This window comes from Curtobacterium pusillum (assembly GCF_013359865.1).
Lineage (GTDB): Bacteria > Actinomycetota > Actinomycetes > Actinomycetales > Microbacteriaceae > Curtobacterium > Curtobacterium pusillum.
Genome location: NZ_JABMCE010000086.1, coordinates 112,103 through 125,040 on the forward strand (window position 1 = coordinate 112,103; position 12,938 = coordinate 125,040).

A 12,938-nucleotide genomic window follows, 5' to 3' on the forward strand; every position below is an offset into this window, starting at 1 on the left:
ATCAGCGGCCGGAGCCGGCGTAGGGGAGGAGCGCCATCTCACGGGCGTTCTTCACGGCACGGGCGATGAGGCGCTGCTCCTGGACGGAGACGCCGGTGATGCGACGGGCGCGGATCTTGCCACGCTCCGAGATGAACTTGCGAAGGGTCGCGACGTCCTTGTAGTCGATGACGCCGACCTTGATCGACTTCGCGGGAGCGGCGTTCTTGCCGCCCTTACCGCGAGGCTTCCGGCGGTCGCCGGTGCTCTTTCCAGCCATTGTTTGTCCTTAAGAAGAAGAAGTTGTGTCCGTTGAACCGCGGAGGATCAGAACGGGGTCTCGTCGTCGTACGTGCCGCCCGGGGTGCTCCACACGTCGTTCGACTGTGCGTTGCCACCCTGCTGGCCACCCTGCGGGGACCAGGGCGCATCCGACTGACCGCCGCCGTTGTTCCAGCCGCCGCCCTGCTGGCCGCCGCCGGCGTTGCCGCCGACCTGGCCACGACCGCCGCCGTTGCCACCCGAAGCACGGGTGACCTGGGCGGTCGCGTAGCGGAGCGAGGGGCCGATCTCGTCGACCTCGAGCTCGATGCTCGTGCGCTGCTGGCCCTCACGGTCCTGGTACGAGCGCTGACGGAGACGACCCTGCGCGATGACGCGCGAGCCCTTCGTCAGCGAGCCCGCCACGTGCTCGGCGAACTCGCGCCACACGCTCGCGCGGAGGAACAGCGCATCGCCGTCCTTCCACTCGTTCGCCTGACGGTCGAACGTGCGAGGAGTGGACGCGATGGTGAAGTTCGCCACGGCGAGCCCGTTCTGCGTGTAGCGCAGCTCCGGATCCGCGGTGAGGTTGCCCACCACCGTGATGACGGTTTCGCCGGCCACGGGTTACTCGGCGCTCGCGGTCGCGGTCGCGTTGGCAGCCTTGCGAGCCGCGCGGGCCTCGTCACGCTGCTTCTGGGCGGCGACCTGAGCGATCGCCTCCTCGGCGCGGAGGACCTTCGTGCGGAGCACGGCCTCGGAGAGACCGAGCTGACGGTCCAGCTCCTTGGCGGCCTCGGGGGAGGACGTGAAGTCCACGACGGCGTAGATGCCCTCGGACTTCTTCGCGATCTCGTACGCGAGCCGGCGACGGCCCCAGACGTCCACGTTGTCGACGGTGCCACCGTCGTTGCGGATGACCGCGAGGAACTTGTCCAGGCTGGGAGCGACGGTGCGCTCATCGATCTCGGGGTCGAGGATCGCCATCAGTTCGTACTGGTGCATGCGGAACCCACCTCCTTTGGTCTCGAACGGCTCCGGGCGGTTCCCGGAGCAGGAGGGTTGATGCATGTGTCCTGCCACACAGGTGCGTGCGGACAACCCGGCAAGCTTAGCGGACGGCCTGGAGGCGCGCCACCGGCATGTGGACGACGTCCCGTCCGTCAGGTGGTCGGGTCACGGTCGGCCCACCAGGCGCGCAGACGCGCTTCGGCGTCATCGGGGCCGAGGGGGCCCTCGTCCATGCGCACCTCGAGCAGGAATCGGTACGCCTCGCCCACGGCGCGGCCCGGGGGGATGCCCAGGATCCGCATGATGTCGTCGCCGGACAGGTCGGGGCGGATCGAGTCGAGCTTCTCCTGCTCGGACAGCTCCTTGATCCGGTCCTCGAGGTCGTCGTACGCGAAGGCGAGTCGATCGGCCTTCCGACGGTTCCGGGTGGTGACGTCGGAGCGCGTCAGCTCGTGCAGGCGCTCGAGCTGCTCGCCGGCATCGCGCACGTAGCGGCGGACGGCGGAGTCGGTCCAGGCGCCGTCGGTGTAGCCGAAGAACCGGAGGTGCAACTCGATGAGCCGGCTCACCGCGGCGATCGTGTCGTTGTCGAAGCGCAGGGCACGGAGCCGCTTCTTCGCGAGCTTCGAGCCGACGAGGTCGTGGTGGTGGAAGCTCACCGCGCCACCGGGCTCGAGCTTCCGGGTCGCGGGCTTCCCGATGTCGTGCAGGAGCGCCGCGAGTCGCAGCGTGGTGTCCGGGGCCTCGCCGGGATGCCGCTCGGCCTCGTACCCGATCGCCTGGGACAGCACGGTGAGGGAGTGCTCGTAGACGTCCTTGTGGTGGTGGTGCTCGTCGATCTCGAGCCGCATCGCGGGCAGCTCCGGCAGGAACCGCTCGGCGAGGCCGGTGTCGACGAGCAGCCGCACGCCGGGCACCGGGTCGCTCGTGTTCAGCAACTTGACGAGTTCGTCACGCACACGTTCAGCGGAGACGATGTCGATCGAGTCCACGAGGTCGCTCATGGCCTCGCGCACCTCGTCCGAGACCGCGAACCCGAGCTGGGCCGTGAAGCGTGCGGCCCGCATCATCCGCAGCGGGTCGTCACGGAACGACACCCGCGCGGCCTGCGGGGTGTGCAGCCGCTGGGCGAGCAGGTCCTCCACGCCGCCGTGCACGTCGACGAGCTCCCGTGCCGGCAGGCGGAGCGCCATCGCGTTGACCGTGAAGTCCCGGCGGAGCAGGTCGTCCTCGATGGTGTCGCCGAACGCCACCTCGGGCTTGCGGGTCTCACCGTCGTAGACGTCGCTGCGGTAGGTGGTGATCTCCACCTGCTCGCCGGCGACACGGGCGGCGATCGTGCCGAACTGGCGCCCGACGTCCCAGGTGGCGCTCGCGACGGGTTCCACGATGCGCAGGATGTCGTCCGGGCGGGCGTCCGTGGTGAAGTCGAGGTCGGTGACCGGCCGACCCAGGAACGCGTCCCGGACGGGCCCGCCGACGAGCGCCAGTTCGTGCCCGGCGTCGGCGAAGGCCCGAGCGAGGAGGGCGACGGGCTCGGTGGCGGCGAGTGCGTCGAGTCGCTCGACGGCCTGGGCAACGGACTGCATGACGGTCCTCATCCTCCCAGATCGCGTCAACGAGTTCTCCACAACCTCCGCGCGCACGGAAGCGTTCATGGTCACGCCTCATACACTCGTGGACGGCCCGAACCGACCCCGTGGCCCTCCCGCATGCAGATCTTCCGCACCACGCTCGCCGCCGCCGCGACGGCCCTCGTCGCGCTCGGCCTCGTCGTCGCGCCCGCCGCAGCCGACGGCGCGCTCGCCACGACGGCCACCACCGCGAAGACCCGGACCGCCCACCCGGCCGCCGCCGAGCAGGGGAAGACGACGATCTCGATCGCCCCGGCGAACCGCGGGATCGTCCAGCGGGACGAGGACCTCGAGCTCTCGATCACGGTGACGAACGACACCGACGCGGACGTCCCGGCGGGCACGGCCGACCTCGACGTCTTCCGCTCCGTGAGCACGCGGGACGTCCTGTCCGACTGGCTCACCGACACCAGCACGACCGGTTACCTCGGCGCCCCCATGGATTCAGTGGACATCCCGGCCGTCCCGGCGCACCGCTCCGTCACGCTCGGCTCGGTGAAGGTGGTGTCCGGCAACGTGGCGCTCGGCGGGTACTCCTCGTTCGGTGCGCGGCGGATCGCGGCCGAGTACACGGCGGGCGACACCTACGCCGTCGCCCGGTCGGCGATCACCTGGTACCCCGACTTCGACCAGACGCCCGTGAGCGTCTCGGTCGCGATGCCGATCACGGTTCCGAAGACCGGCGACGGCGTCCTCTCCTCCGGTTTCCTCGCGTCGGCCACCGCGGTCGACGGCACCCTGACGCAGCAGCTCGACGCGGCGGAGGACCACAACGTCGCCGTGGCGATCGACCCGCGCATCATCGCCTCGATCCGGCTCCTCGGCGAGAACGCCCCGTCCTCCGCCACAGCGTGGCTGAACCGCCTCGAGTCGCTCCGCAACGAGACCTTCGCACTGCCCTACGCCGACGCCGACGTGACCGGCCTGCGGCAGGCCGGTGCGAGCGGCATCCTGTCGCCGATCTCCCTCGACCAGGCGGTCGACGCGGACAACTTCCCCGGCGCATCGACCCCGACCCCGACGCCCACGCAGGACCCGGCGGACCCGACGACCGACCCCACCGCATCGGCGACATCCACCGCCTCGGCGACCCCCACCGACGACGCGACGGCCGACGCCGGAACGAAGGAGGACGAGACCCCGGCGACCCTGCCCACCACCGAATCGCTCCTCGACTTCCCGTACTCGATGGACTCGATCGCGTGGCCCTCCGACGGCACCGTCACCGCGGCGGACCTCCCCGCACTGGCCAAGGCCGGCTCGGGGACCACGATCGTGTCGAGCGGCAACACCTCCGCGGGCGCCGACACCACGATCGCGGCGTCCGAGCAGATCAGCGGCCAGCACGTCCTGGTGTCCGACCAGTCGATGTCCTCCCTCCTCCGCTCCGCCGCGACCGCGACGAACCAGCAGGAGTGGTCGACGGCGATGTCCGAGCTCACCGCGACGCTCGCGACCTCGGCCCGCGCCGGCACGGCGGACGGCCCGATCCTCCTGACCCTCGGGCGCGACTGGCCGACGAACTCGGCCCGGCTGAGCCAGGCCCTCGACGCCATCGAGAGCACCCCGTGGGTCGCTCCGGCCGACCTCTCGACGGCGTCGTCCGCGACCGCCGGTTCACTGACCCTGACCGCGGGCTCGAACGGCGACGCCCGCACCGATCAGCTCGAGCGCCTGGTCGAGGGGGAGCAGGACCTCACCGCGTTCTCCACGGCACTCGACACCCCGACCCAGCTCACCGCACCGGCACGGCTCAACCTGCTCGCGCTGTCCTCGAACGCCTGGCGGTCCGATCCGGACGCCTTCGCCACCGCGGTCGACGCACGGGTGGCGTACTGGGCGAAGGCCGTCTCCCGGGTCAGCATCCCCGACTCGAGCAGCCTCACCCTGCTGGGCGACCGCTCGTCGCTCCCCATCTCGATCCGGAACAGCTCCGACTTCCCGGTCACGGTCCGACTGTCCGTCCAGCCGTCGAACTCGGCGCTCCGCGTCGTGCGGAACGACATCGAGGTCCAGGTCCAGCCCGACTCGTCCACGCGCACCACCGTGCCGGTGCAGTCGGTCGCGAACGGCAAGGTCAACCTGACCCTGACACTCACCAGCCCGACCGGGGTCCGGATCGCCGACCCGGCGACCGTCCAGCTGAACGTCCAGGCGCAGTGGGAGACCGTGATCACGGCCGGCGCCGCGGTGGCGCTCGTCGCGATCTTCGGCTTCGGCATCTTCCGCAGCATCCGCAAGCGGATCCGCCGCCGGAACGGCGAGCTCGACGACGATGACGACGAGGACCCGAACCGTCCCCTCGAGGTCCAGCCGGCGGTCGTCGGCGCCCCGCTGCCGGACGCGACGGCGACCGGTGGACCGGCACCGCGCCTCCAGGCCGGCCCCGCACCCCGCGACGAACCGTCAGCAGCACCCGAGGAGCCGACCATCAGCGCCACCCAGCCCCAGCCGTCCGTCGATGCGGAACCCGCAGCCGAGCGCAGCCTCGGCCGGGCGAGCGCCATGCTCGCGGCCGGCACCATGGTGTCCCGCATCCTGGGCTTCGCGAAGACCTTCGTGCTCGCGTTCGCGATCGGCAACACCGGTTCGGACGCCGCGAACGCGTTCGCCATCTCGAACCAGCTGCCGAACAACATCTACGCGCTCATCGCGGGCGGTCTGCTCTCGGCCGTGCTGATCCCGCAGATCGTGCGCTCGATGAAGCAGCACCCCGACGGCGGCACCGCGTACGTCAACAAGATCGTCACGCTCGGCGGTTCGGCGTTCCTCGTCATCACGGTCGCGGCGACCCTGCTCGCGCCCGTCCTGGTCCGGATCTACAGCCAGAGCGCGGGCGACGGCGGCAAAGGCTTCAGCGCCTCCACGACGGATCTCGCGGTGGCCTTCGCGTTCTGGTGCCTGCCGCAGATCCTCTTCTACGCGATGTACTCCCTGCTCGGCGAGGTCCTCAACGCCAAGCAGGTCTTCGGGCCCTTCACGTGGGCGCCGCTGCTCAACAACGTCATCGCGATCGCCGGCCTCATCGTCTTCATCGCACTGTTCGGCGGCCGCGGCGTGAACGCGTCGCCCGACGACTGGACACCACTGAAGATCGCCGTGCTCGCCGGGAGCGCATCGCTCGGCGTCCTCGCGCAGGCCGCGTTCCTGCCGCTGTTCTGGCGTCGAGCGGGCCTGAGCTTCCGACCGGACTTCCGCTGGCGCGGTGTCGGCCTCAAGTCCACCGGTACCGCTGCGGGCTGGCTCTTCGCGATGATCCTCGTCACCCAGCTCGCCGGCATCGTGCAGGCCCGTGTCGCCTCGCTCGCGACCGGGGCCGGGAACGCGACGCTCAGCACGACCTGGCTGCTGTTCATGCTGCCGCACTCGATCATCACGGTGTCGATCGCGACCGCGTACTTCACCCGGATGAGCCACGACGCCGAACGGGGCGACCTGGCTGCCGTGCGCAGGAACCTGTCGCTGTCGCTCCGGATCGTCGGGCTGTTCACCGTGTTCGCGTCGGTGGCCCTCGTCGTCACGGCGATGCCGTTCGCCCGCATCTGGGAGAACGAGTTCGGCCACACGCAGTCGATGGCCCTCGTGCTCGTCGCCTACATGCCCGGGCTCGTGCTGTTCAGCATGCTCTTCATCATCCAGCGGGTGTTCTGGGCGATGCACGACCACCGGACGCCGTTCCTCATGCAGCTCGTGCAGTCCGGCCTGTTCGTGATCGGAGCCCTGTCCGTCGCCATGCTGCCGGGATCCGTCATCGGCGTCGGCATCGCGATCTGCACCACCGTCGCCGGGTCTGCGCAGACCATCGTCGCCCTCGTGCTCGTGCGGAAGCGTCTCGGGGGCATCGAGGGGCCGGTCGTCACCCGGTCGCACGTGCAGTTCGTCATCGCCGCCCTCATCGCCGGTGTGGCCGGACTGGTCGTCGCGAACTTCTTCGGGGCATTCTCGTCAGACGGGTTCGCGATGGCCGACGTCACCGGAGCCCTCATCACCCTCGCTCTCACGGGCGCGGTGATGATGGTCGTGTACTTCGGAGCGCTCGTCGTCGCGAAGAACGGCGAGATCAAGGGCGCGGTGGACATCCTGCGGAGCCGACTGGGGCGCTGAGCCGCCTCGCCGCCGCGGTCCCGTTCCGGTGCCTCGTGGAATGGCGCGCCGGTAGCATGTGTTGACCCGGTCAGCGATCTCTACGGAAGGGCAGCGAGGCATGCGCCAGCTCATCATCATCGGTTCCGGCCCGGCCGGGTTCACCGCCGGCATCTACGCCGCACGAGCGGAGCTCAAGCCCCTCATCGTCGCGTCCAGCGTCGAGACCGGCGGCGAGCTCACCAAGACGACCGAGGTCGAGAACTTCCCGGGCTTCCCCGAGGGGATCCAGGGCCCGGACCTGATGATCAAGATGCAGGAGCAGGCCGAGAAGTTCGGCGCGGAGGTCCTGTACGACGACGCCGTCTCCGTCGACCTCACCGGCGACGTGAAGAGGGTCACCGTGGGTTCCGGCGAGACGTACGAAGCGCTCGCGGTCATCTACGCGACCGGCTCCGCCTACCGTCACCTCGGCCTCGCCGACGAGGAGCGTCTCTCCGGCCACGGCGTGAGCTGGTGCGCGACCTGCGACGGGTTCTTCTTCCGCCAGAAGAACATCGCCGTCGTCGGTGGTGGCGACTCCGCCATGGAAGAAGCGACGTTCCTCACCCGTTTCGCCGACAAGGTCACGGTCATCCACCGCAAGGACGTCCTCCGCGCGTCGAAGATCATGCAGGACCGGGCGTTCAACGACCCGAAGATCGAGTTCGCGTGGAACAAGGAGGTCACCGGCATCACGGGTGACTCCGCGGTCGAGGGCGTCACCCTGAAGGACACGGTCACGGGCGAGGAGAGCGAACTCGCGCTCGACGGCCTGTTCATCGCGATCGGCAACGACCCGCGCACGCACCTCGTCCACGGCCAGATCGACATCGCCCCCGAGGGCACCATCGCGGTCCAGGGTCGGTCATCCAAGACGAACCTGCCCGGTGTCTTCGCGGCCGGCGACGTCGTCGACCCGACGTACCGCCAGGCGATCACCGCCGCGGGTTCGGGCACGGTCGCCGCGCTCGATGCCGAGAAGTACCTCGCCGAGCTGTCGGACGAGCTCACCGACCGGGCCGAAGGCGTGACCCCCGAGGAGCCCGTCACGGTCGACGTGACGGCCCGCGCCTGACGCAGCAGGAATACACCGGCGGCGCAGCCGTTGTACCCACAGATCGACTTCTCGAAGGAGCACACATGTCCAACGCCAAGGCAGTCACCGACGCCACCTTCTCGGACGAGGTCCTCAAGTCCGACAAGACGATCCTCGTCGACTTCTGGGCCGAGTGGTGCGGTCCGTGTCGCGCGGTCTCGCCGATCCTCGACCAGATCGCCGCTGAGCACGCCGACAAGATCGAGATCGTCAAGCTCAACGTCGACGACAACCCCCAGTCGGCGATGAACTACCAGATCACGTCGATCCCGGCGATGAAGGTCTTCAAGGGCGGCGAGGTCGTCAAGACCGTCATCGGTGCCAAGCCGAAGCCGGCGCTCGAGGCGGACCTCGCCGAGTTCCTCGCGTAGGACCGTGCCGTGAACGGCCCCGCACCCCGAAAGGGTGCGGGGCCGTTCCTCGTTACGGGCCACGCGTTCGGGATCGGCCTCGTCGCCGATCCCTGGTTTGCCGGGGCGATGTCGTAGTGTGGCGGGAATGTCCCACTGAAACGGAGCACTGATGACGAACGGCAACAGCCTCGACCCCTGGTACGACTCCTACGCCCAGCGCACCGCCGGGCTGAGCGCCTCCGAGGTCCGAGCCCTGTTCGCCGTCGCCTCGCGGCCCGAGGTGGTCTCGCTGGCTGGCGGCATGCCGTACGTCTCCGCGCTCCCCAGAGAGCTCGTCACGGGCTCCCTGGACCGCGTCATGGCCGAGGACGCCGCCATGGCACTGCAGTACGGCGGGGGACAGGGTCTGCGGTCCCTCCGCGAGCACATCGTCGACGTGATGAGCCTCGAGGGCATCCGTGCCAGCGCCGAGGACGTCGTCGTCACCACCGGTTCACAGCACGCGCTCGACCTCGTCACACGGCTCTTCATCGACCCGGGCGACGTCGTCCTCGCCGAGTCCCCGTCGTACGTCGGCGCGATCGGCGTCTTCCGCTCGTACCAGGCCGAGACGGTCCACGTGGCGACGGACGAGAACGGTCTCGTGCCCGAGGCGCTGCGTGAAGCCATCGCGAACCTGCGGACGCAGGGGAAGCGGATCAAGTTCCTGTACACGATCCCGAACTTCCACAACCCGGCCGGCGTCACGCTGAGCCGAGAGCGTCGCATCGAGATCCTCGACATCTGTCGGTCGAACAACATCCTCGTGCTCGAGGACAACCCGTACGGACTGCTCTGGTTCGACGAGCCCGCCCCGCAGGCCATCCGCTCGATCGACGAAGAGGGTGTCGTCTACCTCGGGTCCTTCTCGAAGACCCTCGCACCGGGCTTCCGCGTCGGCTGGGCACTCGCGCCGCACGCCATCCGCGAGAAGCTCGTCCTCGCGAACGAGTCTGCCGTCTTGGCGCCGAACTCCTTCGGCCAGTACGTGGTGAACGCCTACCTCGACGCTGCGGACTGGAAGGGTCAGGTCGACACCTTCCGCGGCCTCTACGCCGAGCGTCGCGACGCCATGCTGTCCGCCCTGGGGGAGTTCCTGCCGGACCTGTCGTGGACGAAGCCGAACGGTGGCTTCTTCGTCTGGCTGACGCTGCCGGAGTCCCTCGACTCGAAGGGCATGCTGCCCCGCGCGGTGAAGGAGCTCGTCGCCTACACGCCGGGCACCGCCTTCTACGCCGACGGTCGCGGTGGTGGGCACATCCGTCTGTCGTTCTGCTACCCGACGCCGGATCAGATCCGCGTGGGCGTGAAGCGCCTCGCGAACGTGGTGAACGACGAGCTCGAACTCATCGAGACCTTCGGTCCGGCGACTCGTCCGAACGCGGTGGTCCGTCCGACTTCGTCGGTGAGCGCACCGCCGCCGAACATCTCCTGATCAGCATTTTCTTCTGATCGGCACCGCCCGTCGTTCCATCGCAGTACCGGAGGTCTTCCACATGGCCGAACTGACCCGCCGTCACGTCGTCGTCGTCGCGGGAGGGATCTCGCACGAGCGCGATGTGTCGCTGCGGTCCGGTCGCCGCGTCGCGGATTCACTCACCGGCTACGGCTGGCAGGTCGACCTCCGGGACGCTGACGCATCCCTCCTCCCAGCGCTCCGGGAGACCCGCCCGGACGTCGTGTGGCCGGCACTGCACGGCGCCTCCGGGGAGGACGGCGCCCTGCGGGGCATCCTGGAGGCGCTGGACATCCCGTTCGTCGGGTCGCGTTCCACGTCGGCCCGGTTGGCCTGGGACAAGCCCACTGCCTCCGCGCTCGTCGCGCGGGCAGGCGTTCGCACGCCACGGTCGGTCACGCTGTCGCACGACGTGTTCCGTGAGCTCGGCGCAGTCGGCGTCCTCGAGAGCATCGCCGCCGAGCACCCCGTCCCGCTCGCTGTGAAGCCCGCACGGGGTGGCAGTGCTCAGGGCGTGACGCTGGTGGACGATGTCAACGACCTCCCTCGGGCCATGGTCACGGCGTACACGTACTGCGACGACGTCGTGGTCGAGCAGCTCATCCGGGGTACCGAGGTGGCGGTCGGCATCATCGACACCGGCGACGGCCCTGTTGCGCTCGCAGCGGTGGAGATCGTCCCGCGGAACGGGATCTACGGCTTCGAGGCGCGGTACAACGCGGGGGAGACGACGTTCTCCACCCCTGCGCGCCTGTCTGAGGAGCTCAGCGGGGTGGCCTCTGCAGCGGCGGTCGCGGCGCACACGGCGCTTGGCCTTCGTCACATCTCCCGCGTCGACCTCATCATCGATGCAGCAGGAACACCGTGGTTCCTCGAAGCAAACGTCCTGCCCGGCCTCACGGAGACGTCCCTGGTTCCTCAGGCACTGTCTGCGTCCGGGTTCGACCTTGGATGGACGTACGCCGAGCTTGCCGAGCAGGCCATCCGCGACCACCGGGCCTGATCCGGTGCGCGGCGGTGTTCCACGTGGAACATCCCCCGCTGTCGTCGCTGCGCTGGCGGTCGCCGCGACTTCCGCTCTCAGTTCGGCGCTCGTCTGGGGCGAGGTCGTCCACGCCCGTGCAGCCCGGCGCGCCACGGCACTCCCATCGCCTCCTCCTGGTTCGACAGTCGCCGTGGTCGTCCTCGGCTTCGGGAACCGCGGAGCCCGGATCAACTCGATCAACCGGTGGCGCGCGCGCATCGCGGTACGAACGGCGCAGCGCGCCGCCTCTCGGGGCGCTGCCGTCACGATCATCTGCAGCGGCGGATCGGTGCACGGCGCAACGCCGGAGGCCGATCTCCTAGGCGGCTACATCGCCCGTGAGCTCCACTGGCACGGTTCCGTTCTGGTGGAACGAACGAGCGTGTCGACGTGGGAGAACGTCCGAAACGTCCTCCCGCTGATCGGAGGGGCCCAGTGCGTGGTGTTCGCGTCGAACGGTCTCCACGCCGAGAAGGCTCGGAACTACCTCCGTCGTCAGCGCCCCGACCTCGCCGGTCTACTGGCCCCTGCGGATGACTATCGCCCCGGAGAGATGATCGCCGTCAAGCCGATCTTCGCCGCCGTCGGTCTCTGGAAGCTCCGCGCGATGTTCCACGTGGAACAGCCCCGGCGCTGCTGACGGCAGATCCGCTCTGAGCAGCGTGGCCGGACGTCCGGACGATCCGCGATGAGGGTGGAATGCATGACCGACGCCCCAACCCTCCCAGCATTCGACCTCACGCATCGTCGCTCGCTCCTCGAGCAGCGCGTACTCGTCCTCGACGGAGGACTCGACGACGACAACGGTGCGGTCCTCATGACCCAGCTCCTGCAACTCGCCGCTGCAGACCCGAGCACCGACATCGCGCTGTGGATCCACTCCCCGGGCGGCTCCGTGCCTGCGATGCTCGCCATCCGCGACCTCATGCGGGCCATCCCGAACGACGTAAGCACCCTCGCGCTGGGGATCGCCTGTAGCGCGGGTCAGTTCCTGCTCTCGGCGGGAACACCAGGCAAGAGGCGCGCGCTTCCCCACGCCCGGATCCTGATGCACCAAGGATCCGCGGGTATCGGCGGCTCCGCTGTCGACATCGCGCTCCAGGCGGACCACCTCCGGGACACTCGGGACACCGTGCTCCAGTTGATTGCTGACGACACCGGTCAGCCGGTCGAGCGCGTGTTCGAGGACTCCTTGCACGACCACTGGTTCTCTGCGGGCGAGGCGCTCGACTACGGATTCATCGACGAGATCGTCTCGGAGTTCTCGACGATCAGGCCTGCCGCACCCCGGGCCGGCGCGGTCGGCTTCGCAGCAGCCGAAGTGCTGCTGAATCCCGCGGGGGAGGAGGCACGATGACCAGCTACACGATACCCAACGTCATCGCGCGGGACCCTCGCGGTGAACGCGTCATGGACGTCTACTCGCACCTCTTGACCGAACGGATCATCTACCTCGGTACCCCCGTGGACGCAGGGGTCTCGAACGCCCTGATCGCGCAGTTGCTGTTCCTCGAATCGGACAACCCCGACGCCGACGTGCACCTCACGATCAACTGCGAAGGCGGGGACCCCAGCGCAATGCTCGCCGTCTACGACACCATGCAGTACATCCGCCCGGACGTGTCCACGACCTGCGTCGGACAAGCGGTTGGAGTCGGTGCAATGCTCCTCGCCGCAGGGACCGCTGGGAAGCGCTCGGCCCTGCCGCACGCTCGCGTCGTCCTTCACCAGCCTGCAGCCCAGGGTCAGGGAGCGATCCCCGAGCTGATCCTGCAGGCCGATGAGCTCGTTCGGATCCGCTCGGACATCGAAGCCGTCCTCGCCGAGCACACCGGCCGATCAGCTGGTCGACTTCGAGCCGATACGGATCACGATCGAGTGTTCACCGCACGGGAGGCGCAGGAGTACGGGCTCGTGGATCACGTGCTCGCACGTCGCCTGTGAGCGCGGCACGCCCGCC

At 69.2% G+C, this 12,938-nt stretch carries 12 protein-coding genes; 8 read left to right on the forward strand and 4 right to left on the reverse strand.

The window, feature by feature from the left end; all coding sequences use genetic code 11:
* Position 1: 1 nt before the first annotated feature.
* From rpsR to HP507_RS16835, 4 genes are all read right to left on the reverse strand, one after another.
* Complete coding sequence (gene rpsR / locus HP507_RS16820) at positions 2-259, reverse strand: 30S ribosomal protein S18 (protein WP_017887834.1); 258 nt, start codon at positions 257-259, stop codon at positions 2-4.
* 47 nt (positions 260-306) lie between these two features.
* Positions 307-864 carry a single-stranded DNA-binding protein gene (locus HP507_RS16825; RefSeq protein WP_175352951.1) on the reverse strand — a complete coding sequence of 186 codons (558 nt, stop codon included), beginning with the start codon at positions 862-864 and terminating at the stop codon, positions 307-309.
* Between the two features lie 3 nt (positions 865-867).
* A complete protein-coding gene (gene rpsF / locus HP507_RS16830) occupies positions 868-1,245 on the reverse strand; it encodes a 30S ribosomal protein S6 (RefSeq protein ID WP_175352952.1) in 378 nt (125 codons plus the stop codon).
* A gap of 158 nt (positions 1,246-1,403) precedes the next feature.
* Positions 1,404-2,840, reverse strand: a complete 1,437-nt coding sequence (locus tag HP507_RS16835; RefSeq protein ID WP_175352953.1) for a CCA tRNA nucleotidyltransferase — start codon at positions 2,838-2,840, stop codon at positions 1,404-1,406.
* A 123-nt stretch (positions 2,841-2,963) separates the two neighbouring features.
* On the opposite strand from HP507_RS16835, the gene HP507_RS18060 reads away from it, so the two are divergent.
* From HP507_RS18060 to HP507_RS16875, 8 genes are all read left to right on the forward strand, one after another.
* On the forward strand, positions 2,964-6,989 hold the full coding sequence (locus HP507_RS18060) for a DUF6049 family protein (protein ID WP_254701191.1): 4,026 nt from the start codon (positions 2,964-2,966) through the stop codon (positions 6,987-6,989).
* Positions 6,990-7,089: 100 nt separating this feature from the next.
* Positions 7,090-8,085, forward strand: a complete 996-nt coding sequence (trxB, locus tag HP507_RS16845; RefSeq protein WP_175352954.1) for a thioredoxin-disulfide reductase — start codon at positions 7,090-7,092, stop codon at positions 8,083-8,085.
* A 65-nt stretch (positions 8,086-8,150) separates the two neighbouring features.
* Entirely contained in the window at positions 8,151-8,477 is a 327-nt protein-coding gene (trxA, locus tag HP507_RS16850; RefSeq protein WP_022832611.1) for a thioredoxin, read from the forward strand.
* A 151-nt stretch (positions 8,478-8,628) separates the two neighbouring features.
* Positions 8,629-9,933: an aminotransferase-like domain-containing protein gene (locus HP507_RS16855; protein ID WP_175352955.1), complete on the forward strand. Its 1,305-nt coding sequence runs from the start codon at positions 8,629-8,631 to the stop codon at positions 9,931-9,933.
* A gap of 61 nt (positions 9,934-9,994) precedes the next feature.
* Positions 9,995-10,957 carry a D-alanine--D-alanine ligase family protein gene (locus tag HP507_RS16860; protein WP_175352956.1) on the forward strand — a complete coding sequence of 321 codons (963 nt, stop codon included), beginning with the start codon at positions 9,995-9,997 and terminating at the stop codon, positions 10,955-10,957.
* Between the two features lie 172 nt (positions 10,958-11,129).
* Complete coding sequence (locus HP507_RS16865) at positions 11,130-11,618, forward strand: YdcF family protein (protein ID WP_217508897.1); 489 nt, start codon at positions 11,130-11,132, stop codon at positions 11,616-11,618.
* A 63-nt stretch (positions 11,619-11,681) separates the two neighbouring features.
* Positions 11,682-12,335 (forward strand): ClpP family protease, encoded by a 654-nt coding sequence (locus HP507_RS16870; RefSeq protein ID WP_175352957.1) that lies wholly within the window; start codon positions 11,682-11,684, stop codon positions 12,333-12,335.
* Positions 12,332-12,922: a ClpP family protease gene (locus HP507_RS16875; RefSeq protein WP_175352958.1), complete on the forward strand. Its 591-nt coding sequence runs from the start codon at positions 12,332-12,334 to the stop codon at positions 12,920-12,922. The genes HP507_RS16870 and HP507_RS16875 overlap by 4 nt, the downstream gene beginning before the upstream one ends.
* Positions 12,923-12,938: the final 16 nt, after the last annotated feature.

Bases quoted from the DNA above. Each gene is read 5' to 3' on its own strand.
- HP507_RS16875 (WP_175352958.1), top strand. From the start codon at position 12,332: ATGACCAGCTACACGATACCCAACGTCATCGCGCGGGACCCTCGCGGT.
- HP507_RS16860 (WP_175352956.1), top strand. From the start codon at position 9,995: ATGGCCGAACTGACCCGCCGTCACGTCGTCGTCGTCGCGGGAGGGATC.
- rpsF (WP_175352952.1), bottom strand. From the start codon at position 1,245: ATGCACCAGTACGAACTGATGGCGATCCTCGACCCCGAGATCGATGAG.
- HP507_RS16855 (WP_175352955.1), top strand. From the start codon at position 8,629: ATGACGAACGGCAACAGCCTCGACCCCTGGTACGACTCCTACGCCCAG.
- trxB (WP_175352954.1), top strand. From the start codon at position 7,090: ATGCGCCAGCTCATCATCATCGGTTCCGGCCCGGCCGGGTTCACCGCC.
- HP507_RS16835 (WP_175352953.1), bottom strand. From the start codon at position 2,840: ATGCAGTCCGTTGCCCAGGCCGTCGAGCGACTCGACGCACTCGCCGCC.
- HP507_RS18060 (WP_254701191.1), top strand. From the start codon at position 2,964: ATGCAGATCTTCCGCACCACGCTCGCCGCCGCCGCGACGGCCCTCGTC.
- trxA (WP_022832611.1), top strand. From the start codon at position 8,151: ATGTCCAACGCCAAGGCAGTCACCGACGCCACCTTCTCGGACGAGGTC.
- HP507_RS16870 (WP_175352957.1), top strand. From the start codon at position 11,682: ATGACCGACGCCCCAACCCTCCCAGCATTCGACCTCACGCATCGTCGC.
- rpsR (WP_017887834.1), bottom strand. From the start codon at position 259: ATGGCTGGAAAGAGCACCGGCGACCGCCGGAAGCCTCGCGGTAAGGGC.